The sequence below is a fragment of the Paracoccus sp. Arc7-R13 genome, assembly GCF_004010775.1.
GTDB lineage: Bacteria > Pseudomonadota > Alphaproteobacteria > Rhodobacterales > Rhodobacteraceae > Paracoccus > Paracoccus marcusii.
The window spans coordinates 3,121,754-3,147,058 of record NZ_CP034810.1; the positions used below are offsets into that span (position 1 = coordinate 3,121,754).

Annotated in this window: 28 protein-coding genes, 1 tRNA gene and 1 pseudogene; 17 read left to right on the top strand and 13 right to left on the bottom strand. The window is 70.5% G+C overall.

Annotated features, from left to right (window positions below; genetic code table 11):
* Positions 1-119: 119 nt before the first annotated feature.
* Positions 120-947: a DUF6635 family protein gene (locus EOJ32_RS15480; RefSeq protein ID WP_127899141.1), complete on the top strand. Its 828-nt coding sequence runs from the start codon at positions 120-122 to the stop codon at positions 945-947.
* A 7-nt stretch (positions 948-954) separates the two neighbouring features.
* On the opposite strand, the gene queF is transcribed toward EOJ32_RS15480, so the two are convergent.
* Complete coding sequence (queF, locus tag EOJ32_RS15485) at positions 955-1,416, bottom strand: preQ(1) synthase (protein ID WP_045981386.1); 462 nt, start codon at positions 1,414-1,416, stop codon at positions 955-957.
* A gap of 102 nt (positions 1,417-1,518) precedes the next feature.
* On the opposite strand from queF, the gene EOJ32_RS15490 reads away from it, so the two are divergent.
* Positions 1,519-1,917 (top strand): group III truncated hemoglobin, encoded by a 399-nt coding sequence (locus EOJ32_RS15490; RefSeq protein ID WP_045981387.1) that lies wholly within the window; start codon positions 1,519-1,521, stop codon positions 1,915-1,917.
* Between the two features lie 38 nt (positions 1,918-1,955).
* Here the strand turns inward: EOJ32_RS15490 and EOJ32_RS15495 are convergent.
* The 6 genes and pseudogenes from EOJ32_RS15495 to EOJ32_RS15520 all read right to left on the bottom strand — a co-directional run.
* Positions 1,956-2,354, bottom strand: a pseudogene (locus EOJ32_RS15495) (trimeric intracellular cation channel family protein); the annotation flags it as partial.
* Positions 2,351-2,800: a ribonuclease HI gene (rnhA, locus tag EOJ32_RS15500; RefSeq protein ID WP_127899143.1), complete on the bottom strand. Its 450-nt coding sequence runs from the start codon at positions 2,798-2,800 to the stop codon at positions 2,351-2,353. The gene rnhA and the pseudogene EOJ32_RS15495, both read right to left, overlap by 4 nt.
* Positions 2,793-3,398, bottom strand: a complete 606-nt coding sequence (locus EOJ32_RS15505; RefSeq protein ID WP_045981389.1) for a glutathione S-transferase family protein — start codon at positions 3,396-3,398, stop codon at positions 2,793-2,795. The genes rnhA and EOJ32_RS15505 overlap by 8 nt, the downstream gene beginning before the upstream one ends.
* A gap of 63 nt (positions 3,399-3,461) precedes the next feature.
* Positions 3,462-3,791 (bottom strand): DUF1330 domain-containing protein, encoded by a 330-nt coding sequence (locus EOJ32_RS15510; RefSeq protein WP_127899144.1) that lies wholly within the window; start codon positions 3,789-3,791, stop codon positions 3,462-3,464.
* A 68-nt stretch (positions 3,792-3,859) separates the two neighbouring features.
* Positions 3,860-4,816 carry a 4-hydroxy-3-methylbut-2-enyl diphosphate reductase gene (gene ispH, locus EOJ32_RS15515; protein WP_127899145.1) on the bottom strand — a complete coding sequence of 319 codons (957 nt, stop codon included), beginning with the start codon at positions 4,814-4,816 and terminating at the stop codon, positions 3,860-3,862.
* 95 nt (positions 4,817-4,911) lie between these two features.
* Positions 4,912-6,342 carry a cobyric acid synthase gene (locus tag EOJ32_RS15520; protein ID WP_127899146.1) on the bottom strand — a complete coding sequence of 477 codons (1,431 nt, stop codon included), beginning with the start codon at positions 6,340-6,342 and terminating at the stop codon, positions 4,912-4,914.
* A 72-nt stretch (positions 6,343-6,414) separates the two neighbouring features.
* Here EOJ32_RS15520 and secG point away from each other — a divergent pair, with 72 nt between their 5' ends.
* The 3 genes from secG (at position 6,415) to EOJ32_RS15535 (ending at position 9,399) form a co-directional block, all read left to right on the top strand.
* Complete coding sequence (secG, locus tag EOJ32_RS15525; protein WP_127899147.1) at positions 6,415-7,023, top strand: preprotein translocase subunit SecG; 609 nt, start codon at positions 6,415-6,417, stop codon at positions 7,021-7,023.
* Between the two features lie 148 nt (positions 7,024-7,171).
* Complete coding sequence (locus tag EOJ32_RS15530) at positions 7,172-8,815, top strand: CTP synthase (protein WP_045983291.1); 1,644 nt, start codon at positions 7,172-7,174, stop codon at positions 8,813-8,815.
* A gap of 83 nt (positions 8,816-8,898) precedes the next feature.
* Entirely contained in the window at positions 8,899-9,399 is a 501-nt protein-coding gene (locus EOJ32_RS15535) for an MrcB family domain-containing protein (protein ID WP_164871454.1), read from the top strand.
* On the opposite strand, the gene EOJ32_RS15540 is transcribed toward EOJ32_RS15535, so the two are convergent.
* Positions 9,396-9,827 (bottom strand): Lrp/AsnC family transcriptional regulator, encoded by a 432-nt coding sequence (locus EOJ32_RS15540; RefSeq protein ID WP_127899149.1) that lies wholly within the window; start codon positions 9,825-9,827, stop codon positions 9,396-9,398. The genes EOJ32_RS15535 and EOJ32_RS15540 overlap by 4 nt on opposite strands.
* A 115-nt stretch (positions 9,828-9,942) precedes the next feature.
* Here EOJ32_RS15540 and EOJ32_RS15545 point away from each other — a divergent pair, with 115 nt between their 5' ends.
* A complete protein-coding gene (locus EOJ32_RS15545; RefSeq protein ID WP_127899150.1) occupies positions 9,943-11,004 on the top strand; it encodes an ornithine cyclodeaminase in 1,062 nt (353 codons plus the stop codon).
* 62 nt (positions 11,005-11,066) lie between these two features.
* Complete coding sequence (locus EOJ32_RS15550; protein WP_127899151.1) at positions 11,067-12,500, top strand: alkaline phosphatase D family protein; 1,434 nt, start codon at positions 11,067-11,069, stop codon at positions 12,498-12,500.
* Between the two features lie 45 nt (positions 12,501-12,545).
* Here EOJ32_RS15550 and EOJ32_RS15555 read toward each other — a convergent pair.
* The 4 genes from EOJ32_RS15555 to EOJ32_RS15570 all read right to left on the bottom strand — a co-directional run bounded on the left by EOJ32_RS15555 (position 12,546) and on the right by EOJ32_RS15570 (position 16,579).
* Positions 12,546-12,621 (bottom strand) — tRNA-Thr (locus EOJ32_RS15555).
* Positions 12,622-12,699: 78 nt separating this feature from the next.
* Positions 12,700-14,421, bottom strand: a complete 1,722-nt coding sequence (locus EOJ32_RS15560; RefSeq protein ID WP_045983296.1) for a heme biosynthesis HemY N-terminal domain-containing protein — start codon at positions 14,419-14,421, stop codon at positions 12,700-12,702.
* A gap of 10 nt (positions 14,422-14,431) precedes the next feature.
* The gene (locus tag EOJ32_RS15565) at positions 14,432-15,817 is read right to left on the bottom strand and encodes a hypothetical protein (protein ID WP_127899152.1); all 1,386 of its coding nucleotides are present in this window, start codon (positions 15,815-15,817) and stop codon (positions 14,432-14,434) included.
* Positions 15,818-15,916: 99 nt separating this feature from the next.
* Positions 15,917-16,579, bottom strand: a complete 663-nt coding sequence (locus EOJ32_RS15570; protein WP_045983298.1) for a uroporphyrinogen-III synthase — start codon at positions 16,577-16,579, stop codon at positions 15,917-15,919.
* A 66-nt stretch (positions 16,580-16,645) separates the two neighbouring features.
* On the opposite strand from EOJ32_RS15570, the gene tsaD reads away from it, so the two are divergent.
* The 9 genes from tsaD to truA all read left to right on the top strand — a co-directional run bounded on the left by tsaD (position 16,646) and on the right by truA (position 23,911).
* Positions 16,646-17,713: a tRNA (adenosine(37)-N6)-threonylcarbamoyltransferase complex transferase subunit TsaD gene (gene tsaD / locus EOJ32_RS15575; RefSeq protein ID WP_127899153.1), complete on the top strand. Its 1,068-nt coding sequence runs from the start codon at positions 16,646-16,648 to the stop codon at positions 17,711-17,713.
* Complete coding sequence (locus tag EOJ32_RS15580) at positions 17,710-18,648, top strand: NAD(P)H-dependent glycerol-3-phosphate dehydrogenase (protein WP_127899154.1); 939 nt, start codon at positions 17,710-17,712, stop codon at positions 18,646-18,648. The genes tsaD and EOJ32_RS15580 overlap by 4 nt, the downstream gene beginning before the upstream one ends.
* Positions 18,648-18,920, top strand: a complete 273-nt coding sequence (locus EOJ32_RS15585) for a YciI family protein (RefSeq protein WP_045983301.1) — start codon at positions 18,648-18,650, stop codon at positions 18,918-18,920. The genes EOJ32_RS15580 and EOJ32_RS15585 overlap by 1 nt, the downstream gene beginning before the upstream one ends.
* Positions 18,920-19,339, top strand: coding sequence for an EVE domain-containing protein (locus tag EOJ32_RS15590; protein ID WP_127899155.1), 420 nt, complete (start codon positions 18,920-18,922; stop codon positions 19,337-19,339). The genes EOJ32_RS15585 and EOJ32_RS15590 overlap by 1 nt, the downstream gene beginning before the upstream one ends.
* 237 nt (positions 19,340-19,576) lie before the next feature.
* A complete protein-coding gene (locus EOJ32_RS15595) occupies positions 19,577-19,822 on the top strand; it encodes a DUF4170 domain-containing protein (RefSeq protein WP_045983303.1) in 246 nt (81 codons plus the stop codon).
* Entirely contained in the window at positions 19,822-21,015 is a 1,194-nt protein-coding gene (locus EOJ32_RS15600) for a 3-deoxy-D-manno-octulosonic acid transferase (RefSeq protein ID WP_127899156.1), read from the top strand. The genes EOJ32_RS15595 and EOJ32_RS15600 overlap by 1 nt, the downstream gene beginning before the upstream one ends.
* A gap of 2 nt (positions 21,016-21,017) precedes the next feature.
* Positions 21,018-22,019 (top strand): tetraacyldisaccharide 4'-kinase, encoded by a 1,002-nt coding sequence (gene lpxK / locus EOJ32_RS15605; RefSeq protein ID WP_127899424.1) that lies wholly within the window; start codon positions 21,018-21,020, stop codon positions 22,017-22,019.
* 120 nt (positions 22,020-22,139) lie between these two features.
* On the top strand, positions 22,140-23,123 hold the full coding sequence (locus EOJ32_RS15610) for a 5-bromo-4-chloroindolyl phosphate hydrolysis family protein (protein WP_127899157.1): 984 nt from the start codon (positions 22,140-22,142) through the stop codon (positions 23,121-23,123).
* On the top strand, positions 23,123-23,911 hold the full coding sequence (gene truA / locus EOJ32_RS15615; RefSeq protein WP_127899158.1) for a tRNA pseudouridine(38-40) synthase TruA: 789 nt from the start codon (positions 23,123-23,125) through the stop codon (positions 23,909-23,911). The genes EOJ32_RS15610 and truA overlap by 1 nt, the downstream gene beginning before the upstream one ends.
* Here the strand turns inward: truA and EOJ32_RS15620 are convergent.
* Positions 23,872-24,666: a sugar transferase gene (locus EOJ32_RS15620; protein WP_084693897.1), complete on the bottom strand. Its 795-nt coding sequence runs from the start codon at positions 24,664-24,666 to the stop codon at positions 23,872-23,874. The two genes, truA and EOJ32_RS15620, sit on opposite strands and share 40 nt — an antisense overlap.
* Positions 24,667-24,827: 161 nt before the next feature.
* Between EOJ32_RS15620 and EOJ32_RS15625 the strand changes: the two genes are divergently transcribed.
* Positions 24,828-25,286, top strand: a complete 459-nt coding sequence (locus tag EOJ32_RS15625; protein ID WP_042250295.1) for a universal stress protein — start codon at positions 24,828-24,830, stop codon at positions 25,284-25,286.
* The last annotated feature ends 19 nt before the right edge of the window (positions 25,287-25,305 follow it).

Sequence of the window (25,305 nt, forward strand, 5' to 3'; positions counted from 1 at the left end):
CCGAACGCCGGAAATTTCATCCGCCCTCTATAGAAAGCGCCGCTTGGCGCTGCAAGCGCCGAACCTAGCGCATGGGCCCCCGTCCCGCTAGACTGCGGCCACCGCCTTCGGAGAGCCCGATGCCCCCCGCCCCCCTGCGCAGCCGCCTGACCCGTCGCGATGCGGCGCTGCGCCGGTTCACACGGCTGCGCTACGGACCGCGCGGCACGCTGGCACTGCACCGCCACGCGATCGGCGCGGACCTGCTGCGCGCACCGGTGAACGTGATGCTGGCGCCGGTGGCCCTGCTGATGCTGGGCGCGGGCTGGGTCCTGACGCGAATGGGGGCCACGCGGGCGGGCGGCTGGCTGCGCAGCCGGCGGGTGTTCCTGCGGTCCGACGTCTCGGCGGTGATCCAGCGTGATCTGGTCGCGCTGATCGCCGATCTGCAGCGGCAGGGCCTGGGTCCGGACACGTCCCCCGACCGCATCGCCCGCGCCATCCGCAGCCATGCCGACACCCGCAATGCCGTAGCCGAGATCACGACCTCGCTAATCGTGCTGACCGTGGGGATCGCGCTGTTTCACCGCGCGACACCGGGCATGATCTCGCTTGCCGGGCCCATGGCGCAGATGCGCGCGCATGGTGCCGCGGTGCGCGACTTCGCCCTGGGCGACACGTTGGGGCGGGCGTGGTACTGGGCCTTTCCGGTGGAGACCGCGCCGCTGACGGTCGTCGCGACCGGGGTGGCGCTAGCCGTGGCGGGGTCGCTGGTGACCACCTTCGCGGGGCTGATCGCGGACCCGGTCCAACTGTGGACCGGCGTCCATCGGCGGCGCCTGTCGCGCCTGATGGCACGGCTGGATGCCGAGACCGACAGCGGCGCGCCAGAACCCGAACACCTGCTGGCCCGCCTTGGCGACGTGATCGACACGGCGCTGATCGCGCTGCGATCCTGGCGCGGCTGAACGCCGCCTAGCCGCGCCCGCGATAGGTCGGCACGCCCTGATCGGGCAGCCACAGGCCCGCAGGCGCCGCGCCCGTCTGCCAGAACACGTCGATCGGCATGCCGCCGCGCGGATACCAGTATCCGCCGATGCGCAGCCAAGCCGGCTCCAGCAGGTCGGCGATGCGGCGGCCGATGCCCACGGTGCAATCCTCGTGGAAGGCGCCGTGGTTGCGGAAGCTGCCCAGGAACAGCTTCAGCGATTTCGATTCGACCAGCCAGTCGCCGGGGACATAGTCGATCACCAGATGCGCGAAATCGGGCTGGCCGGTCAGCGGGCACAGGCTGGTGAATTCGGGCTGGGTGAAGCGCACGGCATAGGTCTGGCCGGGCTGGGGGTTGGGCACACGTTCCAGCACGGCCTGGTCGGGGTGCTGCGGCAGGGGGGTGTCGCTGCCCAGCTGGGTCAGCGCGTCGGTATAGTGGCTCATGGCTCGCTCCTGTTTTGTCCGGGTGGGCTGCGACCGGGTGGCCCCCCTTACGGCGGCACGCGGCCCCTTGCAACCGCGCCACCCCTGCCCCAGATGCGGCGCATGGACCCGCGTTTCGACATCACCGAGGCAGAGATTGCCCGCACCGTCGCCGTCTTCTACGGCGCCGTGCGGCGGCACGAGGTGCTGGCCCCGATCTTTGCCGAACATGTCGGCGACTGGGCCGCGCATGAGGATCGCATCGCCGCCTTCTGGAAGGGTGCGATCCTGCACAAGGCCGGCTACAACGGCAGCCCGATGCGCGCGCACCTGTCCGCGGGCAACGTCCGCCCCGAGCATTTCGAGATCTGGCTGGCGCTGTTCGACGAGGCGCTGCGCCGCACCCTGCCGCCCTGGTCGGCCCGCGCCTGGTCGCAGATGGCGCATCGCATCGGCCAGGGGCTGCGCGCGGGCGTGCAGAACATCGACGCGGGCCGCGCCGGGCCCCCGGTGCTGCGCTAGCGCCGCGGCGGGCGCGGGCGATACAGCGGCAGCCGCCAGCCGAAGGTGCCGGTGGCGATACCCATGATGACCACGATGACCGGGGGCGACCCCATCTCCATCGCGACGCCTGCCCCGGCGGCAACGGCAACGGCCAGCGCGATGCTGTCCAGCCAGACCAGCCAGCGCTGGCGGCTCTCCAACAGATGCGCCGTCCAGAAGACGGTCAGCGCTGCCCCCGCCGCCAGCAGTACATAGGAGGGGTTGGCGACCCAGAACACCGCCTCGCGGTTCAGGATGAGGTCGCGCAACGTGCCGCCCCCCACCGCCGTCAGCGCCGCCATGAAGACGAAGCCCACCGGGTCCAGCTGCGCCCGGCTGGCAACCAGCGCCCCGGTCAGCGCAAAGATCAGCACCGAGCCGTAGTCCAGAGCCGTGACCAGCGTATCCAGCGTCATTTGAACGGCGCCATGCCCGCGCGGGCCAGTTCGTCCGCACGTTCGTTCTCGGCATGGCCGGCATGGCCCTTGATCCAGCGCCATTCGACGCTGTGGGTGGCCTGCGCCGCATCAAGCCGCTGCCACAATTCGACATTCTTGACGGGCTTCTTGTCGGCCGTCTTCCAGCCGTTGCGCTTCCAGCCGTGGATCCACTGGGTCACGCCGTTCTTGACATAATTGCTGTCGGTCACGATCACGATGGTGCTGGGCCGGGTCAGGGCCTCCAGCGCGCTGATGGCGGCCATCAGCTCCATCCGATTGTTGGTCGTGGCAGGCTCTCCTCCCTGCAACTCGCGCTGCTTGACCACGTTCGCGCCGTCCAGCGCGCGCATCAGCACGCCCCAGCCGCCGGGGCCGGGATTGCCGCTGCAGGCGCCGTCGGTCCAGGCGAACAGCTCAGCCATCGATGGTCACGTGCCCCGGCAGGGCCACCACCCGCGCCAGCCAGCCGCGCACGGCCGGAAAGCGGTTCATGTCGAACCCGCCGCGCGCACCCGCACTGTGCGTATAGGCATAGAGGCAGATGTCGGCCAGGCTGGCCGCGTCGCCCACCAGCCAGTCTTGGGTCGCCAGGTGATCCTCCATCACGGACAGCAGCGCGTGGCCGCGATCCAGCAGGTCAGCCAGCCGGTCGGGCGTGGCATCCGCCGCGCGATGGGGATAGCTGACCAGCGCCTGACGCACCGCGATGACCGGTTCGTGGTTGTACTGTTCCCAGAACATCCAGCCCAACATCTGCGCCCGCAGGGTCCGGCTGGCGGGCCAATAGGCCGTGCCCTCGCCCAGATAGCACAGGATGGCGTTCGATTCCGCCAGCGTGGTCCCGTCGTCCAGACGCAGCGCCGGCAGCTTGCCGAAGGGCAGCGCGCCCTGGTCCTTGGCCTGCTGCAGGGCGGCCGATCCGTATTCGCAATCGACCCGGTCCAGCGACTGGCCGGTCAGCGCCGCCAGCAGCCTGACCTTGTAGCTGTTGCCCGATGAGGGCATCGAATAGAGCCGCATGCTGTCCCTTTCCGCCTTGTCCGCGCCGCTATAGCCGCGATCGGCGCGGCAGGCCAGCGGGCCTCAGGCGGGCGCGGGAAGATAGGGGATGCTGCCGGCCGCGTCGCTGTCGTCGATCAGCCGGAAATGGCTGATGGACCCGCCCTTGCGGGCATTCGCATGGGGCGCATAGTCGGGATCGTTGACAAAGCCCATCGCATCCTCGCGGGTCGGGAACTCAATCAACGCGATCAGGGTGACGTCACGGGCCTCGCCTTCCAGCGTCTCGATATGGCCGGACCGGGACAGGTAGCGGCCGTTGTGGCGGGCGGCGATGTCATGGACCGCCGCCGCATAGGGGGCGATCCAGGCGTCGTCGGTGACGGTGACTTCGGCAATCAGATAGACGGTCATGTGGGATCCTCCAACCTGTCGCCGGAGGATAGGACCGGGGCGGGCGATCCGGCAAGGGGCCGGTTCGGTCAGGCCGTCTCGCGCAGGACGCGGGGGACCTTGAACTCGACCCGTTCCACCGCGGTCTCGACCACCTCGACGGTCACGTCATAGCGGGCGTGGAAGGCGTCGATGACCTCGTTGATCAGCACCTCGGGGGCGCTGGCGCCGGCGGTCACGCCGATGCTGCGGATACCGTCCAGCGCCCGCCAGTCGATCTCGGCCGCGCGCATCACCAGCTGGGCATAGCCGCAGCCCGCGGCACGCCCGACCTCGACCAGACGCTTGGAGTTGCTGGAATTCTCGGCCCCGATCACCAGCAGCGCATCGACATGCGGCGCCACCGCCTTGACCGCCGCCTGGCGGTTGGTGGTGGCATAGCAGATGTCCTCCTTGGCGGGCCCAATGATCGCGGGGAACCGCGCCTGCAGGGCCGCGACCACGGCGGCGGTGTCGTCGACCGACAGGGTGGTCTGGGTGATGAAGGCCAGGCGCGCGGGGTCGCGGACATCGACTCGGGCGACGTCGGCCACGTCCTCGACCAGGATCACCTCGCCCTCGGGCAGCTGGCCCATGGTGCCAAGGACCTCGGGGTGGCCCCTGTGGCCGATCATGATCATCTGCAGGCCCGCGGCGTTGTGCCGCTCGGCCTCGATATGGACCTTGCTGACCAGCGGGCAGGTCGCGTCGACATAGACCATCTCGCGGCGCTGCGCCTCGGCCGGGACGGCCTTGGGAACGCCATGGGCGGAAAAGATCACGGGCCGGTCGGCCGGGCATTCGTCCAGTTCCTCGACGAAGACCGCGCCCTTGTCGCGCAGCGTGTCGACGACATACTTGTTGTGCACGATCTCGTGGCGGACAAAGACGGGGGCGCCCCACTTTTCCAGCGCGAGTTCCACGATCTTGATGGCGCGGTCGACGCCTGCGCAGAAGCCGCGCGGGGCGGCCAGATACAGGGTCAGGGGGGCTTTGATCTGTTCCATGCCCCTCAGGTAGCGCGCCGACCCGGTTTCGTCCAGCGCCACGCGGTCACATCTGCTGCACCCTGCGCGCATGGCGGGGGCGCCCGCATCGGGGATCAGCGCGCGACGGCCAGCAGGGCCGCCACGTCCAGATGCGCCTCCAGGTGATCCGCCAGATCGTCCAGCGCGGCATCCACCCCGGCCTCGAACCCCGGCCGCGAGGCGGCACCAAGCCGTGCCAGGAAGGCCGCGCGGAACGCGTCGTCGGAAAACAGCCCGTGCAGATAGCTGCCCGTCACGCGGCCATCCGCGCTGTTGGCCCCGTCGGGGTCGGGGACATGGGCAAAGGGGCGCGCGCAGTCCGGGCCGTCGGTGCGGCCCATGTGGATCTCGTATCCCGACACGGGCTGGCCCAGGGCGGTGCCGGTCACGCGGGTCAGCCGCTTGTCGGGGGCCATGACGGTGGTCACGTCCAAAAGGCCCAGCCCCGCCACCTGCCCTGCCACCCCGTCCGCGCCCGACGGATCGTCGATCATCCGGCCCAGCATCTGATAGCCACCGCAGATGCCCAGCACATGCCCGCCGCGCCGGTGATGCGCGGCCAGGTCGATGTCCCAGCCCTGCGCCCGCAGGAAGGCCAGATCGCCAAGCGTCGATTTCGTGCCCGGCACGATCACCAGACCGGCGTCGCCCGGGATCGCCTGTCCCGGCGCCAGCATGGTCAGGCGCAGGCCAGGTTCCGCCGCCAGCGGGTCCAGATCGTCGAAATTGGCGATGCGCGACAGGGTCAGGCAGACGACATGCAGCCCCGACCCGCCACTGGTGCGCAGGTCGACCGCATCCTCCGCCGGCAGGCGGTGCGCGTCCGCGAACCACGGCACGACGCCGAAGCCGCGCCAGCCAGTGCGCGCCTCGATCATCCGGTAACCGTCGTCGAACAGGCGCGGATCGCCGCGGAACTTGTTGACCAGGAAGCCCCGGATCATCGCGGCGTCGCCAGCGTCGATCACGGCCTGAGTGCCGACGATCTGGGCGATGACCCCGCCCCGGTCGATGTCGCCCGCCAGCACGACGGGCACCCCCGCCGCGCGGGCAAAGCCCATGTTGGCGATGTCGCGGGGGCGCAGGTTGACCTCGGCGGGGCTGCCCGCCCCCTCGACGATCACCAGGTCATGGGCGGCCGACAGGCGGGCAAAGCTGTCAAGAACCCCGCCCAGCAGGCGAGGCTTCAGCCCCTGGTAATCGCGCGCCTCGGCCCGGCCGATGGCGCGGCCCTGCAGGATCACCTGCGCGCCGCGGTCGGTCTCGGGCTTCAGCAGGACCGGGTTCATGTCGGTATGCGGCTCCAGCCCGCAGGCGCGGGCCTGCAGGGCCTGCGCGCGGCCGATCTCTCCGCCGTCGGCGGTGACGGCGGCATTGTTGGACATGTTCTGCGGCTTGAAGGGCGCCACGGACAGGCCGCGGCGGGTCGCGGCGCGGCACAGGCCCGCCACCAGCATCGACTTGCCGACATTCGAGCCGGTGCCCTGGATCATCACCGCAACCATCGGACACTCTTGCTTGCCATCACCCTGACAGGTGACTAGATAGGCGCGTCCGCAAATGAAAGGCCGAAAGCCGTGGAAAACGTCATCCTGACCGTCCATCTGATCCTGGCAGTGATGCTGGCCGGGGTCGTCCTGCTGCAGCGTTCCGAAGGGGGCGGGCTGGGCATGGGCGGCGGTGGCGGTGCTGGTGGCGGCGTCATGTCGGGCCGCCAGGCGGCCAACGTGCTGACCCGGGTGACGTGGATCCTGGGCGTGGCGATCTTCGCGACCTCGATCGCGCTGACGATCCTGGCGGCGCGCCAGGCCAACAACAGCTCGATCATGGACCAGTTCGGCGGCCAGGCCCCGACCGAGGCACCGGCGACCGGACTGCCGGGTCTGCCGGCCTATACCCCGCCGCCCTCGACCGCGGGCAACCCGCTGACCCCGCCCAGCCCCGATGCGGCGACCGACGCCCCGGCGACCCAAGCCCCCGCGACGGACGCCCCGGCGACAGACGCGGCCGTGACCCCGGCCCCCGCGGCCCAGACCCCGGCAGAGGCACCCGCGACGGCACCCGCCGACGCGCTGACCCCGCCCGCGCCCGAGGCCCCGGCACCGGCCGCGACGGCCCCGGCGGCGGCGCCCGACGCCGCGGCGGAACCCGCCACCTCGGACACCGCGCCCGCACCGGCGAACTGACGACAGACACCACTGCGGGGGGCGCCAGGCGCCCCCCTTCCACTTGCGGTCCGTTGCGGCCACGGGGCGAATCGGTTATTTCGTGGGTCCCGTGATCGTCGTCATTCGGACGGCCCGCTAAGACAGAATTGCACATCACGGGGGCCTCATGGCGCGTTACATCTTCATCACCGGCGGCGTCGTATCCTCGCTTGGCAAGGGGCTGGCTTCGGCGGCGTTGGGGGCGCTGCTGCAGGCGCGGGGGTTCACCGTCCGGCTGCGCAAGCTGGACCCGTATCTGAACGTCGACCCCGGCACGATGAGCCCGTTCGAGCATGGCGAGGTCTTCGTCACCGATGACGGGGCCGAGACCGACCTGGACCTGGGTCATTACGAACGATTCACCGGCGTCGCCGCGCGCCGCACCGACAGCATCAGCAGCGGGCGCGTCTATTCCAACGTGCTGGAGAAGGAACGCCGGGGCGAATACCTGGGCAAGACCATCCAGGTGATCCCGCACGTCACCAACGAGATCAAGGACTTCCTTGCAATCGGCGACGACGAGGTCGACTTCATGCTGTGCGAGATCGGCGGCACGGTCGGCGACATCGAGGGCCTGCCCTTCTTCGAGGCGATCCGCCAGTTCATCCACGAGCGGCCGCGCGGCGAATGCATCCTGATGCACCTGACCCTGCTGCCCTATCTGGCCGCCAGCGGCGAGCTGAAGACCAAGCCGACCCAGCACAGCGTCAAGGAGCTGCAGTCCATCGGCCTGGCCCCCGACGTGCTGGTCTGCCGCTCGGAACACCCGATCCCGGAAAAGGAACGCGCCAAGATCGCGCTGTTCTGCAACGTGCGTCCCGATGCGGTCATCCCGGCCTATGACCTCAAGACCATCTATCAGGCGCCCCTGGCCTATCATCGCGCGGGTCTGGACCGCGCCGTGCTGGACGCCTTCCAGATCAGCCCCGCGCCGCGCCCCGACCTGTCGCGGTGGGAAGACGTGATGGACCGGCTGGAGCATGCCGAGGGGCAGGTGAACATTGCCATCGTCGGCAAGTACACCCAGCTGGAGGACGCCTACAAATCCATCGCCGAGGCACTGACCCATGGCGGGATGGCCAACAAGGTCCGCGTCAAGGCCGACTGGGTCGACAGCGAAAAGCTGGAGGGAGAGGGCGCGCATCTTCTGGACGGTTATCACGGCATCATCGTGCCCGGCGGCTTCGGCGAACGCGGGACTGAGGGGATGGTCGCCGCCGCCCGCTATGCCCGCGAGAAGAAGGTGCCCTATCTGGGCATCTGCCTTGGGATGCAGATGGCCGTGATCGAGGCCGCGCGGAACCTGGCCGACATGCCCGACGCGGGTTCCGAGGAGTTCGACCACGAGGCCGGGCAGACGCGGTTCACCCCGGTCGTCTATCATCTCAAGGAATGGGTGCAGGGCAACTATACCGTCAGCCGCAAGGTCGGCGACGACAAGGGCGGCACCATGCGCCTCGGCTCCTACACCGCCGTCCTGTCCCAAGGGTCGCGGATTTCGGACGTCTATGGCGGCGCGACCGAGATCGAGGATCGCCACCGCCATCGCTATGAGGTCGACGCGACCTATCGCGCGCAGCTGGAGGCCGCGGGCCTGCGCTTTTCGGGCATGTCGCCGGACGGCAAGCTGCCCGAGGTCGTGGAATATGCCGACCACCCGTGGTTCATCGGCGTGCAGTCCCACCCCGAGCTGAAATCCAAGCCCTTCGAGCCCGCGCCCCTGTTCGCAGGCTTCGTCCGCGCGGCGATGGAGGAAGGGCGACTGGTCTGACCGCGCCCGCGCCCGACCCGGACCGGCTTGCCGCCGCGCTGTCCCTGACGGCGCGGCGGTATGCATTCGCGCGGGTCGAACCGGTGGCCGGGCATCCGCTGGCCGGGTTCTTTCGCCGCGACGTGGCGGCGCTGGCGCGGGCGGCGGTGGCCGGGCGTCCCGAACGCCTGCTGGTGCGGGCCAGCACCGGTGCGCCGGGTTGGGCGGCGGTGCCCTGGGTCGCGTGGTTCGCGCCGCATGTGACGCGCAGCATGCGCCACGGGCTTTACGTCGCCTGCTTCGTGAACGCCCCGGACGAACGGATCGTGCTGTCGCTGCAGCATGGCGCGGCGGACGCGCTGCGCGAGCATGGCCACGACGCGGGCCTGCGCCATCTGCGCGACCGGGCGGCACGCACGCGGGACGGCCTGCCGGGACATGGCTTTGACACGAGGCCCATCGCCTTGGGGTCGGACGCGACGCTGCCGCAGGGCTATCAGGCCGGCTGCGTCCTGTCGCGCAGTTGGGATGCGGCGGCGCCCGATCCGGAGGGGTTCGACAGGGCGCTGATACGGATGCTGGACCTGTATCGCGCGCTGGTCTAGCGGGTGCCTGCGCGGCGGGTGGACAGGATCAGGTTCGTCTCGGATGTCATGACGCCGTCCAGGTCGCGGATGCGGCGCAGGACGTCGTCCAGTTCCGACAGCGACCCCGCCGCCAGGTCCACGATCAGATCCCACCGCCCGTTCGTCGAATGCACCGCCGTCACCTGCGCCATCGCGGTCAGGCGGGCCATGATGCGGTCTGCGCCCCGCCCCTCGATCCCGATCAGCATCAGGCCGCGGACCGGCGCATCCTGCGCATCGGCGCGGGTGATGGCGGTGAAGCCCAGGATATCTTGCCGCTCCAGCAGCCGGGCCAGGCGCAGGCGGACGGTCGCGCGGCTGACACCCAGCCTGTCCGCCAGGTGCAGCACCGAGGCCCGCCCGTCGCGGCGCAGCTGCGCGATCAGCGCCTGATCCAGATCGTCCATAATGGCACCGTTCCCCGCCAATATGGCCAATGATCCCGCCATTCCTGCTGCCTGTCCAGTTGAAACCGACCCATATCGCGCAGCATCATGGACGAAACCCTGCAGGAGAAGACCGATGACCCCGCCCTCGCGCCAGGCGCTTGTTCCCTTTGTCAGCGTCGATCACATGATGCAGCTGGTCCATCACGTGGGCATCGAGCCGCTGCTGGTCGAACTGGCCGACGCGATCGAGGCCGACTTCCGCCGCTGGCCCGATTTCGACAAGACCCCCCGCGTCGCCAGCCATTCCGACATCGGCGTGATCGAGTTGATGCCGACATCCGACGGACAGCATTACGGGTTCAAATACGTGAACGGCCATCCCGGCAACATGCGCCAGGGGCTGCAGACGGTCACCGCCTTCGGCGTGCTGGCCGATGTCGCTACCGGCTATCCGCTGCTGCTGTCCGAGATGACCATCCTGACCGCGCTGCGCACCGCCGCGACCAGCGCCATGGCCGCCCGCTGGCTGGCCCCGCGCGATTCGCGGGTGATGGCGATGATCGGGAACGGCGCGCAGGCCGAGTTCCAGGCCCTGGCCTTCAAGGCGATCTGCGGCATCACCGAGGTGCGCCTCTACGACATTGATCCTGCCGCCACCGCGAAATGCGCGGCGAACCTGGCCGGGCGCGGGCTGCGCGTCGTCCCCTGTGCCAGTGCCGAGGAGGCGATCCTGGGCGCGCAGATCGTGACGACCTGCACCGCGGACAAGCAATATGCCACCATCCTGTCGGACAACATGGTGGGCGCGGGCGTGCATCTGAACGCGGTCGGCGGCGATTGCCCCGGCAAGACCGAACTGCACCGCGACATCCTGCTGCGCGCGGGCATCTTTGTCGAATACCCGCCCCAGACCCGCGTCGAGGGAGAGATCCAGCAGCTGGACCCCGACCATCCCGTGACCGAACTGTGGCAGGTCATCGCGGGCCACGTGCCCGGCCGCACCCACGCCGACCAGGTCACCCTGTTCGACAGCGTGGGATTCGCGATCGAGGATTTCAGCGCCCTGCGCCACATCCACAAGCGCCTGCAGGGCACGGGGCTGTTCCTGGACCTGGACATGATCGCCGATCCCGACGACGCGCGCGACCTGTTCGGTATGCTGTGTCGCGCGGCACCCCGGCAGGACGCCGCCTGATGTGATCGCCTGCGGCACGATCGCGAATTGCGAAGCCGCAGGTTCCGCCTTAGCTGATCGGCATGTCCATCCAGATCACCCGCCCCATCGGCCCGATCCTGCTGCTTGACGACGTCGCCCTGGGGCGGATGTCGCTGTCGGCCCTGTTCATTATGCCGGGCGATCAGTCCCCGGCCCCGGTCGCCGCGCCCTCAGGTCCGGTCGCGCCTGTGGCGCTGGCCCGCTATGACGGCGCCACCGTCTGGCGGGCGCGATTCGCGCTGCCTGCGGACCGGGCCTCGACCTATGACTGGGATGGCCAGCGGTTCGAGGTCGCGAGCGATCTGACCGGGGATCTGCGGCTGGCCTATGTCTCGTGCAACGGCGAGGAGGTCGGCGACATGGACCGCGAGGGGTCCGAGCGCAACGCCATGTGGGCGCGCCTGCGCGACGACCACCGCCGCGCGCCCTTCGCGCTGCTGCTGCATGGTGGCGATCAGGTCTATGCTGACGAGGTCACCGAGGGCCACCCGCTCAGCGACGACTGGCCTGACCGCGTGCCCGACAGCCCGTCGCCCCAGGCGCTGGACGGCCTGCGCGCGCATCTGCGCCAGCGATTCTTCGACCGCTATGCCGCGCTTTATGGTGCGCCCGAACTGGCCTGGCTTGCCGCACGGGTGCCGTCGCTGATGCAGTGGGACGATCACGACATCTGCGACGGGTGGGGCTCGCTTCCCCGGTCGCGCACCGAATCGGCGGTGGGACAGGCGCTGTTCGCCGCCGCGCGCGACAGCTTCCTTCTGTTCCAGCACTGCACCGTGGCGGGCGATCTGCCCGCCCGCTTCGCCGACCCGCAGGGCGGGCATCTGGGCTGGGTGATCAACGCGCCCGGCCTGCGGCTGCTGGCGCCCGACATGCGGTCCGAACGCACGCGGCGCGACATCATGGGGCCGGGCGGCTGGCAGATGATGGACGCGGAGGCGCGTCGCCAGACGCAGGGCCGCACCATGCTGATGTCCAGCGTGCCCTTGCTGGGGCCGCGCATGTCGATCCTGGAAGCGCTGATGGTGGCCATTCCGCGGATGCAGAAATACGAGGACGACCTGCGCGACCAGTGGCAAAGCCGCACCCATCGCGACGAATGGCGCCGCATCCTGCGCCTGGTGCGCGACATGGCGCGCCGCGACGGCCATGACGTGACCGCCCTGTCGGGCGAGATCCACCTGGCCACGCGGGCCGAGATGGACCTGGGCGGCGGGCTGCATCTGCATCAGCTGGTGGCCTCGGGCATCGCGCATCGCGCGCCGCCAAAGGGCTGGGCCCGGTTTCTGGGCGCATTGGCCTGGCTGGGAGAGGACCCGCTGCCGGACCATCCGATCCGCATCCGGCCCCTGCCCGGACAGCGCCACCGCTACATCGCGCAGCGCAACTTCCTGGTGCTGGACCGCCGCAAGGGCGCATGGCAGGCGGCCTGGGACCTGGAGGACAGCGGGCGTACCCCTGCCCTGCCGCTCTAGAACGACAAAGGCCGCCCGATGGGGCGGCCTTTGGCTCTCGGATCATGGTGCCGCAGAAGGGACTCGAACCCCCGACCCCATCATTACGAATGATGTGCTCTACCAGCTGAGCTACTGCGGCATTCTGGTCATGGCGCGCGGATAGCATCTTCGCGCCATGACGAAAAGGGGTCAGCTGCGAAAAATTCGCATCACCGGATCAGCGCCGTGCGCGGGTGTCCGTCCAGTCCGCCGCATCCGTCGGTTCGACATCGGGGCGGACCATGACCGGTTCCGCGGCCGGGGTGGCAGCCTGCTCCGGTTCGGGCAGCGGCGCGGGCTGGGGCATGGGCTCCGGCTCGGTGACCAGCACAGGCTCGGGCGTGGTCACGGTCGAGGACGGCTCGTCGATGACCCGATAGTCACTTTCGCGCGGGACCATGCCGGGGGCGACGACCGCCTGCTCGACCCGACGCGGGGCGGGCTTGCCTTCGGGCTCTGCCGGGCCGGGCGGGTGCGGCTGCACGGGTTCGGTCAGGTCCGGCACGTCATCCGCGGGCTTGGGCGCACCGACCAGCAGCGGCAGCATCTCGGCCCCCGTGGCCGATGTCGTGCTGTGCCGCGTCTCGGGTTCGCGCCAGGTCAGCGTGTCAAAGCCGCCACAGCTGTCGCAGACCGGGGCCCAGGCCTGCATGACATTGTGGCACTTGTCGCAGCACCACTGGGGTCCACGCGATGCCGACAGGGCACGGGTCAGCCAGCCACGCACGACGCTGTCGTCGGCACCTTCGCCGCGTTCGACGGCAGCCATGATCGACAGGGTCCGCACGGTCGGATGCTTTTCCGCCAGATCGCCCAAGGCGCGCCGCGCGCCGGGAAAGTCCTCTGCGGCCAGCAGCAGTTCGGCCTTCAGCAGGCGGGTTTCCTCGTGATCGGCATTCTTCTTGATCAGGGCGTCAAAACGGCGCAGGCGGGCGGCCGGGGTCTCGTCCGGGACGATCTCGGCATAGGCGGCCGCGACGTCGGGATGCGGACGCACCGACCAGGTCTTCTCCAGGATCCGCGAGGCGTTGCGGTAATCCTTCTGCGCGACATAGCTGCGCGCGGCCAGAACGGCGGCGGGGACCAGGTCCGGCGACGCCTTGGCGGCCGAGATTGCCGCCTCGCGCGCGCTGATGGAATTGCCGTGCGCCAGCACGTCGCTGGCCTCCTGCAGGGCCAGGACGGCATCGCGGCGCAGTGCCACGTCCTTGGGCAGGTCGCCCTGCGTGCGCTTGTCCTTCAGGGTCTGGCGGGCACCTTTCCAGTCCTGTTCCCGGGTCTGCAGGTCCAGCAGGGTGTCCTGAACCTCCTTGTGGCGCGGCTTCAGCGCATAGGCCTTCTGCGCCAGCAGCAGCGCCTTGTGGGTGTCACCCTCGGCCAGCTTCTGGCGCATCAGCCCGCGGATGCCCACAAAGCGGGTGCGGTCGTCGTCCAGCAGCGTGCGATAGATGCCGATGGCCTTGCCGGTGTCGCCCGACGTCTCGGCCGCCTGCGCGGCCAGAAGGTTCGTCAGATGCGGTTGGTTCAGGTACTTCGCAGCCTTCGCAGCCTTATCCTGCGCCAGCTTCCCCTCGCCCGAGGCGACGGCCAGCATTCCCTCGCCAAAGGCGGCATAACCCTTGCGCTCGCGCGAGCGGGCGAAATGTCGGTTGATGGCGGTCTCGTCGCCCACCAGGAACCGCAGGACGGCCAGTGCCAGCCCCAGCAGCTTGAAGATCAGCCAGGCGGCGATCATCAGCACGAACAGCGCCACCAGCGCCTTCAGCGGCGATAAAGCGTATTCGATGCCGCCATATTCGATGCGCAGCACCTGCCCGGTTTCGGACAGTTGGACCGCCCCCAGGGCCAAGGCCAGGACGACGGCAAAAAAGAACAAGATTTTCAGCAGTGACAACAGCATCGGGCGGCCCTCAGTTCGTGCCCGAGGACAGGTCGGACAATGCCGCCCGTGCCTGGGAATAGGCGGTTGCGCGGGACAGCCAATCGGCCATCGCGGGAGCTGCCGTGGCGGGCTCCGGCAGGGCCTGCATCTGCGTCAGCGCGGCGTCGATCCGGCCCGCCTGCACGTCGGCATCGGCCCGCGACAGGATCGCGTCGGCATCGTCGCCCTCGCGCGGTTCGACCGACCGGGCGCCCGTCTGGGCGCGCAGGAAGTTCGTTAGCAGGTTCCCCTCGCCGCTGGCGCTGGTGTCGCGCAGGCTGGCGCGCAGCGCGGCACGCGCGGCCTCGGGGAAATCGGCCTGCAGTTCGGTCAGGCTGGGCACCTGCGCCTGCAGCGCTTCGGGCGTGTCCAGCCCCGCACCTTCCAGCGCCTCGCGGGCTTGGTCGGGCGTCACGCCCGCGTCCAGCGCGGTCTGCAGCGCGGCGATGGCGGCCACGGCCTCGGCCCGGCGGGTGCTTTCGGTGGCGGCACTCTGCAGCACCTCGGCCTGGGCGCGGGTCTGGTCCAAGCTGGATTGCGCCTCGGCGGCGGCTGCCTCGATCTGCTGCTTCAGTTCGGCCGCGGCCTCGGGGTCGAAGGCCGGGCGGGCCGCCAGTTCGTCCAGGCGGGCCTGCTGTTCGTCCAGACGGTCGCGCAGGGCGGCAAGCTCCTCGGTGCCAGCAGCCGGCGTCGCGTCGCCGACGGCCTGCGGGACATCCGATTCGGGGGCGGGCTGACCAAGGGCCGCGACCTGCTCCTCCAGCGCCTCGATGCGGGGCATCAGATCGTCGGGCACGCCACCGGCGGCCGGGGCCGCGGCGATCGCCTGTTCGGCGGCCTCGCGTCCGGCCTGCGAGGCTGCGTCGATCATCGCCTGATCGTCACCCTGCTGCGCCATCGGCGCGGCAGGCAGCCAACCCGCGGGCAGATGCGGCAGCGCATAGATCGTGGCGGCGGACCCCAGCCCGGCCGCGACGACGCCGCCCAGGACCACGGGCCAGAAGCCGGTCTTGCGCACCGGCGCCGCCGCTTTCGCGGGCGTCGTGTGCGGGGGCACGCTGTCGGTCTTGGGCTGATCGGATTTGGGCTGATCGGATGTCGGGGCGAAGGGGGTGTCCTTCGGCGCAGCCTTCGCGCGCGTGCCGGGCGCGGGCTTCTTCTCCGCCGCGGGCATGGTGTCGGTGCCGTCGCCCACCAAGGCCGACGACGCGGGGCGAACCTCTCCGGGCAGGCCCGCCTGCGCGGGGGTGCCTGCGCCCACGGGCGCGTGGTCGATCACGCCGACATGGGCAGGGATCTTGCGGATCTCGGGTCCGGTAGTGGATTCGTTGGCCGGGGACTTGTCCCCGCTGATGGTGTCTTTCGGTGTCTTCACGTCCCTGTCCCCGTCTTGTGCCCGTATGGATGGCGGTCGCGCGGCACATGCGCCGGCCGCAGCCTAATCAGCGCGGGCTGAACGCTCAACCCGCCCATCTCAGCTTTGTTCCGCAGCCAGCATCGCGCGGATTGCCGCATCCATCGCCCGGCCCGACGGCTGGTCGGCGACCGCCCGGCGCGCGGCGGGCGCGGTCCAGGCCGCAGCCGCGGCATCGCTGATCGCGACCAGCCACAGGGGCGCCCGCGCCCCCGCCGCCATCCCCGCCAGAAGCCGCGCCGATCGCGGCGAATAGACCGGCACCACCACCGGGCGCGCGCCCATCAGCGCCGCGCGGGCGCGGGCCGTCAGGGGCTGGGGCCGCTGGTCATAGACGACGATTCCCGGCACGGCCAGCCGCTGTGCCAGGTGCCGCCCGTGCGGATGGACCAACGGAACCGGGCTGGCCGCGATCAGGGGCACCAGGCTGTCGGCGGTGCCCGCCCCCTGGATCACCGCGAATCCCGCGTCGCGCGCCACCTGGCCCGTACGTTCACCGACGCAGATCGCGGGCCGGCCGCGCCCCGGCCCCGCGGACGCCACCGCATGGGCCGAGGTGAAGACCAGACCGGGCGCCCGAGCCAAGGCTGCGCCGTCATGGTCCACCGGCACGATCTGCAGGATCGGTGCCACGATGACATCCGCGCCGATCCGCGCGGCGGTACGCTCGGAATCGTCGCCGGGGCGGGTCATCAGCAGGATCGGGCGGGGCGCGGGCGGCATTGGCATCCTGTCGGGCGGGTGTTACGCCCCTGTGGGTACGCGTCCCCCCTCATCCGGGCAAGAGCCATGACCGAGACGATCTTTCTGGGCATCGAAAGCAGCTGCGACGACACCGCCGCCGCGGTGGTCACCGGCGACCGGCGCATCCTGTCCAGCGTGGTCAGCAGCCAGTCCGACCTGCATGCCGATTTCGGCGGCGTCGTGCCCGAGATCGCGGCCCGCGCGCATGCCGAACGCCTGGACCTGGTCGTCGAACAGGCGCTGGCTGATGCCGGGCTGGGTCTGGACGCGCTGACGGGCGTCGCGGTCACCGCCGGGCCCGGCCTGATCGGCGGCGTGATGGCGGGCGTGATGTGCGCCAAGGGCATCGCCGCGGGCACCGGCCTGCCGCTGGTGGGAGTGAACCACCTGGCGGGCCACGCCCTGACCCCGCGTCTGACCGACGGGATCGACTATTCCTATCTGATGCTGCTGGTGTCGGGCGGGCATTGCCAGTTCCTGCGCGTGGACGGGCCGGACGCCTTCACCCGCCTTGGCGGCACCATCGACGACGCGCCCGGAGAGGCCTTTGACAAGGTCGCGAAACTGCTGGCCCTGCCGCAGCCCGGCGGCCCGCATGTCGAGGCCGAGGCGGCAGGCGGCGACGCCCATCGCATCTCCCTGCCCCGCCCGCTGCTGGACCGCCCCGGCTGCGATATGAGCTTTTCGGGGCTGAAGACCGCTGTGCTGCGCGCCCGCGACACGCTGATCGCGGATCAGGGGGGCCTGCGCGCCGCCGACCGGCGCGACCTGTGCGCGGCCTTCCAGTCGGCCGTCGCCGATGTGCTGGCGGAAAAGTCGCGCCGCGCGCTGGCGCTGTCGCCGGTGCCGGTGCTGGCCGTGGCCGGGGGTGTCGCCGCGAACGGCGAGATTCGCGCGGCGCTGGAACAGGTCGCGGCACGCGCCGGCGCGCGGTTCCTGGCCCCGCCCCTGCGCCTGTGCACCGACAACGGCGCGATGATCGCATGGGCCGGGATCGAGCGGTTCCGCATGGGTCAGCGGGACGACATGACGCTGTCAGCGCGCCCGCGCTGGCCGCTGGATCAGGGCGCCGCGCCTATGCTGGGCAGCGGCAAGCGGGGGGCCAAGGCATGATCGGCATTCTGGGCGCGGGCGCCTTTGGCACGGCGCTGGCCGTGGCGCTGACCGCCAACGGGCCGGTGACCCTGTGGGGCCGCCGCATCGACTGGCAGGGGGAAAACCCGCGTCTGCCCGGCGTGGCCATGCCCGATGCGTTGACCGTGACGCAGGACCTGGACGCCGCGCTGGCCTGCGACACGATCCTGCTGGCGCTGCCCGCGCAGGCCCTGGGGTCGTTCCTGGACGAACAGGGCCCGCGCCTAGCGGGCAAGGCGCTGGTCAGCACCGCCAAGGGGATCGACCTGCAGCATCTGACCGGACCGTCGGCGCTGATCGCGCAGGCGGCGCCCGATGCGGTGGTGGCGGTCCTGACGGGGCCGTCCTTCGCCGCCGACATCGCGCGTGGGTTGCCCACGGCGCTGACGCTGGCCTGTGCGGACGGGGCCGCGGCGCAGGTGCTGCAGGACCGCCTGTCGACGCCGGTCCTGCGGCTTTACCGCACGACGGACGTGACCGGGGCCGAACTGGGCGGCGCGTTGAAGAACGTGATCGCCATCGCCGCGGGCACGGTGATCGGCGCGGGCCTGGGCGACAGCGCGCGCGCCGCCATCATCACCCGCGGCTTTGCCGAGATGACGCGGCTGGCCATCCATCTGGGCGCGCGGCCCGAGACGCTGACCGGGCTGTCCGGCCTGGGCGACCTGACGCTGACCTGCACCTCTGCGGGGTCGCGGAACTTCCGGTTCGGCTGTGCGATCGGGTCGGGATCGGCCTGGGACAGCGCGACCACCGTCGAAGGTGCCGCCACCGCCCGCGCCTTGGCGCTGATGGCGGCGCGCGACGGGCTGGACCTGCCCATCGCCGCGATGGTCGCCCGCCTTGCCGAGGGGCGCGTTTCGGTGGAAAAGGCCATGGACCACCTGCTGAGCCGACCCCTGAAGGAGGAATGATGCCACTGTTCGCCGTGATCTGCCGGGACAAGCCCGGTGCGCTGCAAGTCCGCCTGGACACCCGCGACGCCCATCTGGCCCATATCCGCGACAGCGGCATCGTGGCGATGGCCGGCCCCCTGATGGAGGACGGGCAGATGTGCGGATCGCTGGTCGTCCTGGACACCGACGATCTGGACGCCGCCCAGGCCTGGGCCGCGGCCGATCCCTACAAGGCTGCGGGGCTGTTCGCCTCGGTCGACGTGATCGCCTGGAACAAGGTCATCGGCTGATGGCGCATTGGCTGTTCAAGTCCGAACCCGACGTCTTCGGCTGGGACGACCTGGTCGCCCGGGGCGACGCGGGGGAGCAATGGGACGGGGTGCGCAACTATCAGGCGCGCAACAACATGCGCGCGATGCAGGTGGGCGAACTGGGCCTGTTCTATCATTCCAACATCGGCAAGGAGGCCGTGGGCATCGTCGAGGTGATCGCCCTCGCCCATCCCGACACCACCGCGTCCGACCCGAAATGGGAATGCGTTGACATCCGCGCGGTGCGCAAGCTGCCCCGCGCGATCAGCCTGGACGAGGCCAAGGCCGAACCCCGGCTGCGCGACATGGTGCTGGTGAACAATTCGCGCCTGTCCGTGCAGCCGGTCAGCGATGCGGAATGGGCGGTGATCCTGGAACTGGCGGGCGACCGGGGCTGACGGCGTCGGTTGCGGCGCGCGACCGGCCCGCCAAGGCGCCGGATCGCGGCCGCGCTGCGGGCACACCCCGTCCCCGCGATGGTTCCGGGCTTCTGCCCTCACCCCAGCATAGGGGCGCGCGGGGGCGGCTGGCAAAGGCCAAACGCGTCCAGTTTTACGCGTTTGCGCTTCAATCCCGGGCGGTCGCGCGCTAGGGTCGCGGCCGTTCCCATCCCTGCACATCCCCTTGGAGGTCCCATGTCCCAACGTCTGCATCTTGTCTTCGGAGGAGAGCTGGTCGACCCGTCCAGCACCAAGTTCCGCGACCCCTCGCAGATCCACATGGTCGGCATCTTCCCCGATTACGACAGCGCCTTCGCCGCCTGGAAATCCGAGGCGCAGCGCACCGTCGACAGCGCCCATACCCGCTATTTCATCGCCCATCTGCACCGCCTGCGCGACGAGGAACGCGCCGTCAGCGCGACCGAGGAACTGGGCGACTGATGGCCACGGCGGGGTCCGGGCTGGGCCAGCTGGGGCTGTGGCTGCATCTGCGCGGCCGCCGCGGCGACGGCCCCGCCCTGCCCACCATCCCCGCCGGCACCGGCCCCGCGCTGGCCATCCACACCAGCGCCGACGCCCTGCGCGCCGAACCCCAGATCCTGGGCCGCCTGTCGCGCGCGCGGCCCGGCCTGCGCCTGGTCCGCCTGTCGGCCCAGGGACCGGACGATCCGGGCGACGACCCGGCGCTGGTGTCGCAGGTGCTGGACCGGGCACGGCCGCGTGCCGTCCTGCTCTTGGGCACCGACCTGCCGCCGGCGCTGATCGCGGCCGCCGTCGCGCGCCAGATCCCGGTCATCCTGGCCGAATTCCGGCTGACCGGCAACGATCTGGGCTGGGGCCTGCATGCCCGGATGCGTCGCCAGTTGCTGTCGCAGATGCGGGCGGTGATGGTCTGCGACGCGACCAGCCTCGATCTGGCCCGGCGCATGGGCCTGGGCGCGGGCGATCTGGCGATGACCGGCCCCGTATCCGAGATCCGCGAGCCGCTGCGCTGTTCGGAAACCGAACGGGCATCGATGGCCCAGCAGATGAACGGCCGCCACGCCTGGTTCGCGGCCAGCCTGCCCCCGGCCGAGGAACAGGCCATCCTATCCGCCCATCAGGCCGCCTTGCGCCGGTCGCACCGGGCCTTGCTGATCATCGCGCCCGATGATCCAAGGCGCATCGACGGCCTGGCCCGCGACATCGAGGCCTGCGGCCTGACCGTCGCCCGCCGCAGCGAGGACGAGGATTTTGGCGACGAGATCCAGGTCCTGCTGACCGACGGCCCGACCGAGATGGGCCTGTGGTACCGGCTGGCGCCCGTCAGCTTCATGGGCGGCACCCTGTCGGGCGACGCCGACGCGATGCGCCACCCCTTCGAACCCGCAGCCTTGGGATCGGCCATCGTGCACGGGCCGCAGGACGGACCGCATGCGACCGAATGGCAGCAGCTGACCGGCGCCCATGCGGTGCGTCAGGTCCGCACCGCGGACGACCTTGCCCAGGCCGTCACCGAACTGACCCAGCCGGAAACCATCGCCACGCTGGCCAGCAATGCCTGGATGGTCAGCACCGGCGGCGCCGATGTCGCGATCCGCATCGCCGACCGGGTGATCGCCGCCCTTGACCCTGTCGAAAGCCCCGCCCCATGACGATGACCCGCGCCCCCGGCTTCTGGTTCCGCACCCCACCCACCGCCACGGCCCGCCTGCTGGCGCCCCTGGGGGCGGCCTATGCCCGCGCCACGGCCCGCCGCCTGGCGCAGGGTGTGCGGGCGCGGGTCGGCGTGCCGGTCATCTGCGTGGGCAACCTGAACGCGGGCGGGACCGGCAAGACGCCCACGGTGATCCACCTGCAGATGGCGCTGGCCGCGCGCGGGGTGGCGGCGCATGTCGTCTCCAAGGGCTATGGCGGGTCGGCCACGGGGCCGCTGCGCGTGGACGAACGGCGCCACGACGCGGCCCTGACCGGGGACGAGCCGCTGCTGATGGCGGCGTTCGGCCCGGTCTGGGTCGCGGGCGACCGCGTGGCGGGGGCGCGGACCGCGGCGGCCGACGGCGCGCAGGCGATCATCCTGGACGACGGCTTCCAGGACCCGGCCTTGGCGCATGACTTGGGCATCGTCGTGGTGGACGCGGCCAAGGGGTTCGGCAACGGGCTGTGCATCCCCGCAGGTCCGCTGCGCGAGCCGGTGGCCGTGGGGCTGGCGCGGGCCGACCTGCTGCTTTCCATCGGACCGGATGCGGCGCAGGCGGGGTTTGCCCCGCCCCCCGGCGCGCCGGTACATCTGCGCGGTCAGCTGGCACCGTTGCAGATGGGGTTCGACTGGCGCGGCCACCGGGTGCTGGCCTTTGCCGGCATCGGCCACCCCGAGAAGTTCTTTGCCACCTTGACGGGCTTGGGCGCCCAGATCGTCCGGGCCGAGGCGCTGGACGACCATCAGCCCTTCACCCCGGCGCTGTTGACCCGGCTGGAGACCGAGGCCCGGCTGGTCGGCGCGCAGCTGGTCACCACCGAAAAGGACGCGGCCCGCCTGCCCCGCCCTTTCCGCCCCAAGGTGATGGCGCTGCCCGTGCGGCTGGCCCTGGCAGACGACGCGCCGCTGACGGCCGCGCTGGACCGGCTGTTTGAAATCGCGCCCCCGATGCCGATATAAGAGCGAACGATGCCCGAAAGGATCACCATGTCGCCCACTGCCAAAAGCCGGCTGAGCTTTTACCTGCTGCTGCTGCTGACGCTGTACGCGGCCGTGGCCGGCGCGGGCTGAGGGGGCATCATGTCGCAACGTTTCGGCGGGCGCTTTTCGCCCGACGCGCAGCCGGGGACGCGCCCGGGCGCATCCCTGCCCCCCACCCCCCGCCACCCGCACGAGGGTCGGCCCAAGTGGATCACCCTGGCGGCGACGCCCTTCCTGCTGGGGGCGTTCTTCCAGGGGGCCACGGGGATGGTCACCGACCTTGCAGCCTTCGGCCTGGTTGCCAGCGGCATGGTCCTGACGCGCGAGGGGCTGGTCGCGCAGGCGACCTATGCCGCGCGTCGCGTGGCCAAGCGCCCGGCCATTCCGCGCAAGCTGTTCGGCGGCGTGCTGGCAGGGATCGGTCTGGGCCTGGGGGCCGCCGAACCGGGGGTCTGGGCCGAGGCCGGGCTGATCGGCATGGCCGGTCTGGCCCTGCACCAGCTGTCCTTCGGCCTTGACCCGTGGCGCGACAAGACCGCGGCGGGCGTGGACAGCTTTCAGCAGGATCGCGCACAGCGCATGATCGACGAGGCCGAGGGCCATCTGGACCAGATGCGCGACGCGATCGCGCGCAGCGGCGACCGCAGGCTGGTGGCGCGCGTCGCGATGTTCGACGCATCCGTGCGGCACCTGTTCGACCGGGTGCGCGACAATCCCGCCGGGCTGGCATCCGCGCGGCGCTATCTGGGCGTGTACCTGATGGGCGCGCGCGACGCGACGATCCGCTTTGCCGACCTCTATGCGCGGACGCAGGATCAGAAGGCGCGGCGCGACTATGAGGTGTTCCTGGACGATCTGGAAAAGGACTTCATCGCCCGCGCCGACCGGCTGATGGACGGCGACCGCGATGCGCTGGATGTCGAGATGTCGGTCCTGCGCGACCGGCTGGCCCGCGAGGGGCTGACCGGCGCCGCGACGCGCGTCGACCCTGCCGAATGCCCCGCCCTGCAAAGCGCCGAGGCGCAGACGCTGGACGATCTGCTGCGCACCCCGTTCCCGGGACAGAAGGTCCCGCGCGACTGATGCCCCGTTTTGCCCTGCAGGTCGAATATGACGGCGCGCCCTTTGCCGGATGGCAGGCGCAGGCCGACCAGCCCAGCGTCCAGGGCGCGATCGAAGCCGCGCTGGCGCGGCTGGACCCCGCTTTCGCCACCCTCCGCATTGCCGCCGCCGGGCGCACCGATGCGGGCGTGCATGCCACCGGACAGGTGGCGCATGCCGACCTGGATCGCGAATGGGACCCCTTCCGCCTGTCCGAGGCGCTGAACTGGCACCTGAAGCCCGCGCCCGTCGCCATCCTGCGGGCGGCGCGGGTGCCGGATGATTTCCACGCCCGGTTCTCGGCCGTGGAGCGGCGCTATCTGTTCCGGCTGGTGGCGCGGCGGGCGCCGCTGACGCATGGGCGCGGACAAGTGTGGCAAGTGCTGAACCCGCTGGACGTGGATGCGATGCGCGCGGGCGCGGCCCATCTGGTCGGGCATCACGACTTTACCACCTTCCGGTCGTCGATCTGTCAGGCGAAAAGCCCGGTGAAGTCGCTGGACGAGATCAGGATCGAGGTCACGGACATCCCGCAGGGATACGAATACCGCTTTCACCTGCGCGCGCGGTCCTTCCTGCACAACCAGGTCCGGTCCATCGTTGGAACATTGGAACGGGTCGGCGCGGGATCATGGGCGCCGGAACGGGTGGGACAGGCGCTGGCGGCGCGCGACCGGGCGGCCTGCGGGCCAGTCTGTCCGCCCCACGGCCTGTACCTGACCGGGGTGGGCTATCCCTGCGACCCCTTCGACGGGCCGATCGGCAGGTAGGACTGACCGCGACGGCGACGGCGCGGGCGTTCGTCGCGGCGCGAGATCACGATCTTGAGCGTGTTCCACAGGATCCACAGATCCAGCCGCAGGCTGCGATGGCGCTGATAGATCAGGTCGATCTTCAGCTTGGCCGGCAGGCAGCGGCGGTAATAGGCCATCTCGGTCGCCTCGGCCGACTTGCAGCGGGCCAGGATGCGGTCCTCGTGGCGGTGATAGATCAGCGTGGCCAGCCCGGTGACGCCGGGGCGCGAATGCAGCACCTGGGCATAGACGGCGGGAAAGCGTTCGACATACTCGCGCAGCGGCGGGCGGGGTCCGACAAAGCTCATGTCGCCGCGCAGGATGTTGAACAGCTGCGGCAGCTCGTCGATGCGCGACCGGCGCAGGAAGCGGCCCATCGGCGTGATGCGCCACGCCTTGTGCGCGCCGGTGGCCCCGAAATCGTCCTCCTCGCACAGCATGGTGCGGAATTTCCACTGCGTGAAGGGCTGGTTCGGGGCGCGCATGCGGTGCGCGGCATAAAGGATCGGCCGGCCCTGCAGCAGCAGCAGCAATCCCGCGACGGTCAGCATCACGACCGACAGCGGCACCAGCAGGATCAGCACCAGGATCAGGTCGAACGCGCGCTTGGAGACCGGCATGGGATTGACGCCGGGAGCCCGCGCCTCGCCGATGAACCATGCCATCCGGGGCGCGCTGAGCGGTCCCAGATGCGCGGCATCGGCCTTTTCCCAATCATGGTGGATCGTCACGACACCGTCCGCATTGCACATTTCACGCCAGTCAACCTCATCGCGACTAGCACGACATGCAAGCATTGGAAACGGGTGCGGCGCTTTCCTGCGCACTGACTTGCGCGGGCATGGCACTTCGGCCACTGTCGGGGCGAAAGAGGCGGAGGTCCGGCGACACGATGCGGAAATTTCTGGTCCTTCTGGACGACAGCAGGGAATGCCTGAACGCGATGCGCTTTGCCGCGATGCGCGCGGCCAAGTCCCAGGGGGCAGCGGTCGTGATCCTGTCGGTCATTCCCGCCGAGGAGATCCAGCACGGATTCGGCGTGGCAGACGTGATGCGCGCCGAGGCCCGCGAGCGGATCGAGGCGCATTTCGAGGTCTTTGCCAAATGGATGCGGTCGCGCCCCGGAGTCGAGCCGGAGCTGGTCATCCGCGAGGGCGACACCGCCGAGGAGCTGCTGGCCCAGATCACCGAGGACGGAGAGATCGGCGTGGTCGTGCTGGGCCTGTCCTCGGACAAGAGCAGCACCAACCCGGTCCTGACGCGCCTGATGCGCGACCCGACCGCCCTGCCCTGCGCCATTTCGCTGGTGCCCGGCGATCTGTCCAAGGAGCGGCTGGAGGCCATCACCTGAGAGCCCCGGCGGCTTGACC

Bases quoted from the DNA above. Each gene is read 5' to 3' on its own strand.
- EOJ32_RS15480 (WP_127899141.1), top strand. From the start codon at position 120: ATGCCCCCCGCCCCCCTGCGCAGCCGCCTGACCCGTCGCGATGCGGCG.
- queF (WP_045981386.1), bottom strand. From the start codon at position 1,416: ATGAGCCACTATACCGACGCGCTGACCCAGCTGGGCAGCGACACCCCC.
- EOJ32_RS15490 (WP_045981387.1), top strand. From the start codon at position 1,519: ATGGACCCGCGTTTCGACATCACCGAGGCAGAGATTGCCCGCACCGTC.
- rnhA (WP_127899143.1), bottom strand. From the start codon at position 2,800: ATGGCTGAGCTGTTCGCCTGGACCGACGGCGCCTGCAGCGGCAATCCC.
- EOJ32_RS15505 (WP_045981389.1), bottom strand. From the start codon at position 3,398: ATGCGGCTCTATTCGATGCCCTCATCGGGCAACAGCTACAAGGTCAGG.
- EOJ32_RS15510 (WP_127899144.1), bottom strand. From the start codon at position 3,791: ATGACCGTCTATCTGATTGCCGAAGTCACCGTCACCGACGACGCCTGG.
- ispH (WP_127899145.1), bottom strand. From the start codon at position 4,816: ATGGAACAGATCAAAGCCCCCCTGACCCTGTATCTGGCCGCCCCGCGC.
- EOJ32_RS15520 (WP_127899146.1), bottom strand. From the start codon at position 6,342: ATGGTTGCGGTGATGATCCAGGGCACCGGCTCGAATGTCGGCAAGTCG.
- EOJ32_RS15530 (WP_045983291.1), top strand. From the start codon at position 7,172: ATGGCGCGTTACATCTTCATCACCGGCGGCGTCGTATCCTCGCTTGGC.
- EOJ32_RS15540 (WP_127899149.1), bottom strand. From the start codon at position 9,827: ATGGACGATCTGGATCAGGCGCTGATCGCGCAGCTGCGCCGCGACGGG.
- EOJ32_RS15545 (WP_127899150.1), top strand. From the start codon at position 9,943: ATGACCCCGCCCTCGCGCCAGGCGCTTGTTCCCTTTGTCAGCGTCGAT.
- EOJ32_RS15550 (WP_127899151.1), top strand. From the start codon at position 11,067: ATGTCCATCCAGATCACCCGCCCCATCGGCCCGATCCTGCTGCTTGAC.
- EOJ32_RS15560 (WP_045983296.1), bottom strand. From the start codon at position 14,421: ATGCTGTTGTCACTGCTGAAAATCTTGTTCTTTTTTGCCGTCGTCCTG.
- EOJ32_RS15570 (WP_045983298.1), bottom strand. From the start codon at position 16,579: ATGCCGCCCGCGCCCCGCCCGATCCTGCTGATGACCCGCCCCGGCGAC.
- tsaD (WP_127899153.1), top strand. From the start codon at position 16,646: ATGACCGAGACGATCTTTCTGGGCATCGAAAGCAGCTGCGACGACACC.
- EOJ32_RS15580 (WP_127899154.1), top strand. From the start codon at position 17,710: ATGATCGGCATTCTGGGCGCGGGCGCCTTTGGCACGGCGCTGGCCGTG.
- EOJ32_RS15585 (WP_045983301.1), top strand. From the start codon at position 18,648: ATGCCACTGTTCGCCGTGATCTGCCGGGACAAGCCCGGTGCGCTGCAA.
- EOJ32_RS15590 (WP_127899155.1), top strand. From the start codon at position 18,920: ATGGCGCATTGGCTGTTCAAGTCCGAACCCGACGTCTTCGGCTGGGAC.
- EOJ32_RS15595 (WP_045983303.1), top strand. From the start codon at position 19,577: ATGTCCCAACGTCTGCATCTTGTCTTCGGAGGAGAGCTGGTCGACCCG.
- EOJ32_RS15600 (WP_127899156.1), top strand. From the start codon at position 19,822: ATGGCCACGGCGGGGTCCGGGCTGGGCCAGCTGGGGCTGTGGCTGCAT.
- lpxK (WP_127899424.1), top strand. From the start codon at position 21,018: ATGACCCGCGCCCCCGGCTTCTGGTTCCGCACCCCACCCACCGCCACG.
- EOJ32_RS15610 (WP_127899157.1), top strand. From the start codon at position 22,140: ATGTCGCAACGTTTCGGCGGGCGCTTTTCGCCCGACGCGCAGCCGGGG.
- truA (WP_127899158.1), top strand. From the start codon at position 23,123: ATGCCCCGTTTTGCCCTGCAGGTCGAATATGACGGCGCGCCCTTTGCC.
- EOJ32_RS15625 (WP_042250295.1), top strand. From the start codon at position 24,828: ATGCGGAAATTTCTGGTCCTTCTGGACGACAGCAGGGAATGCCTGAAC.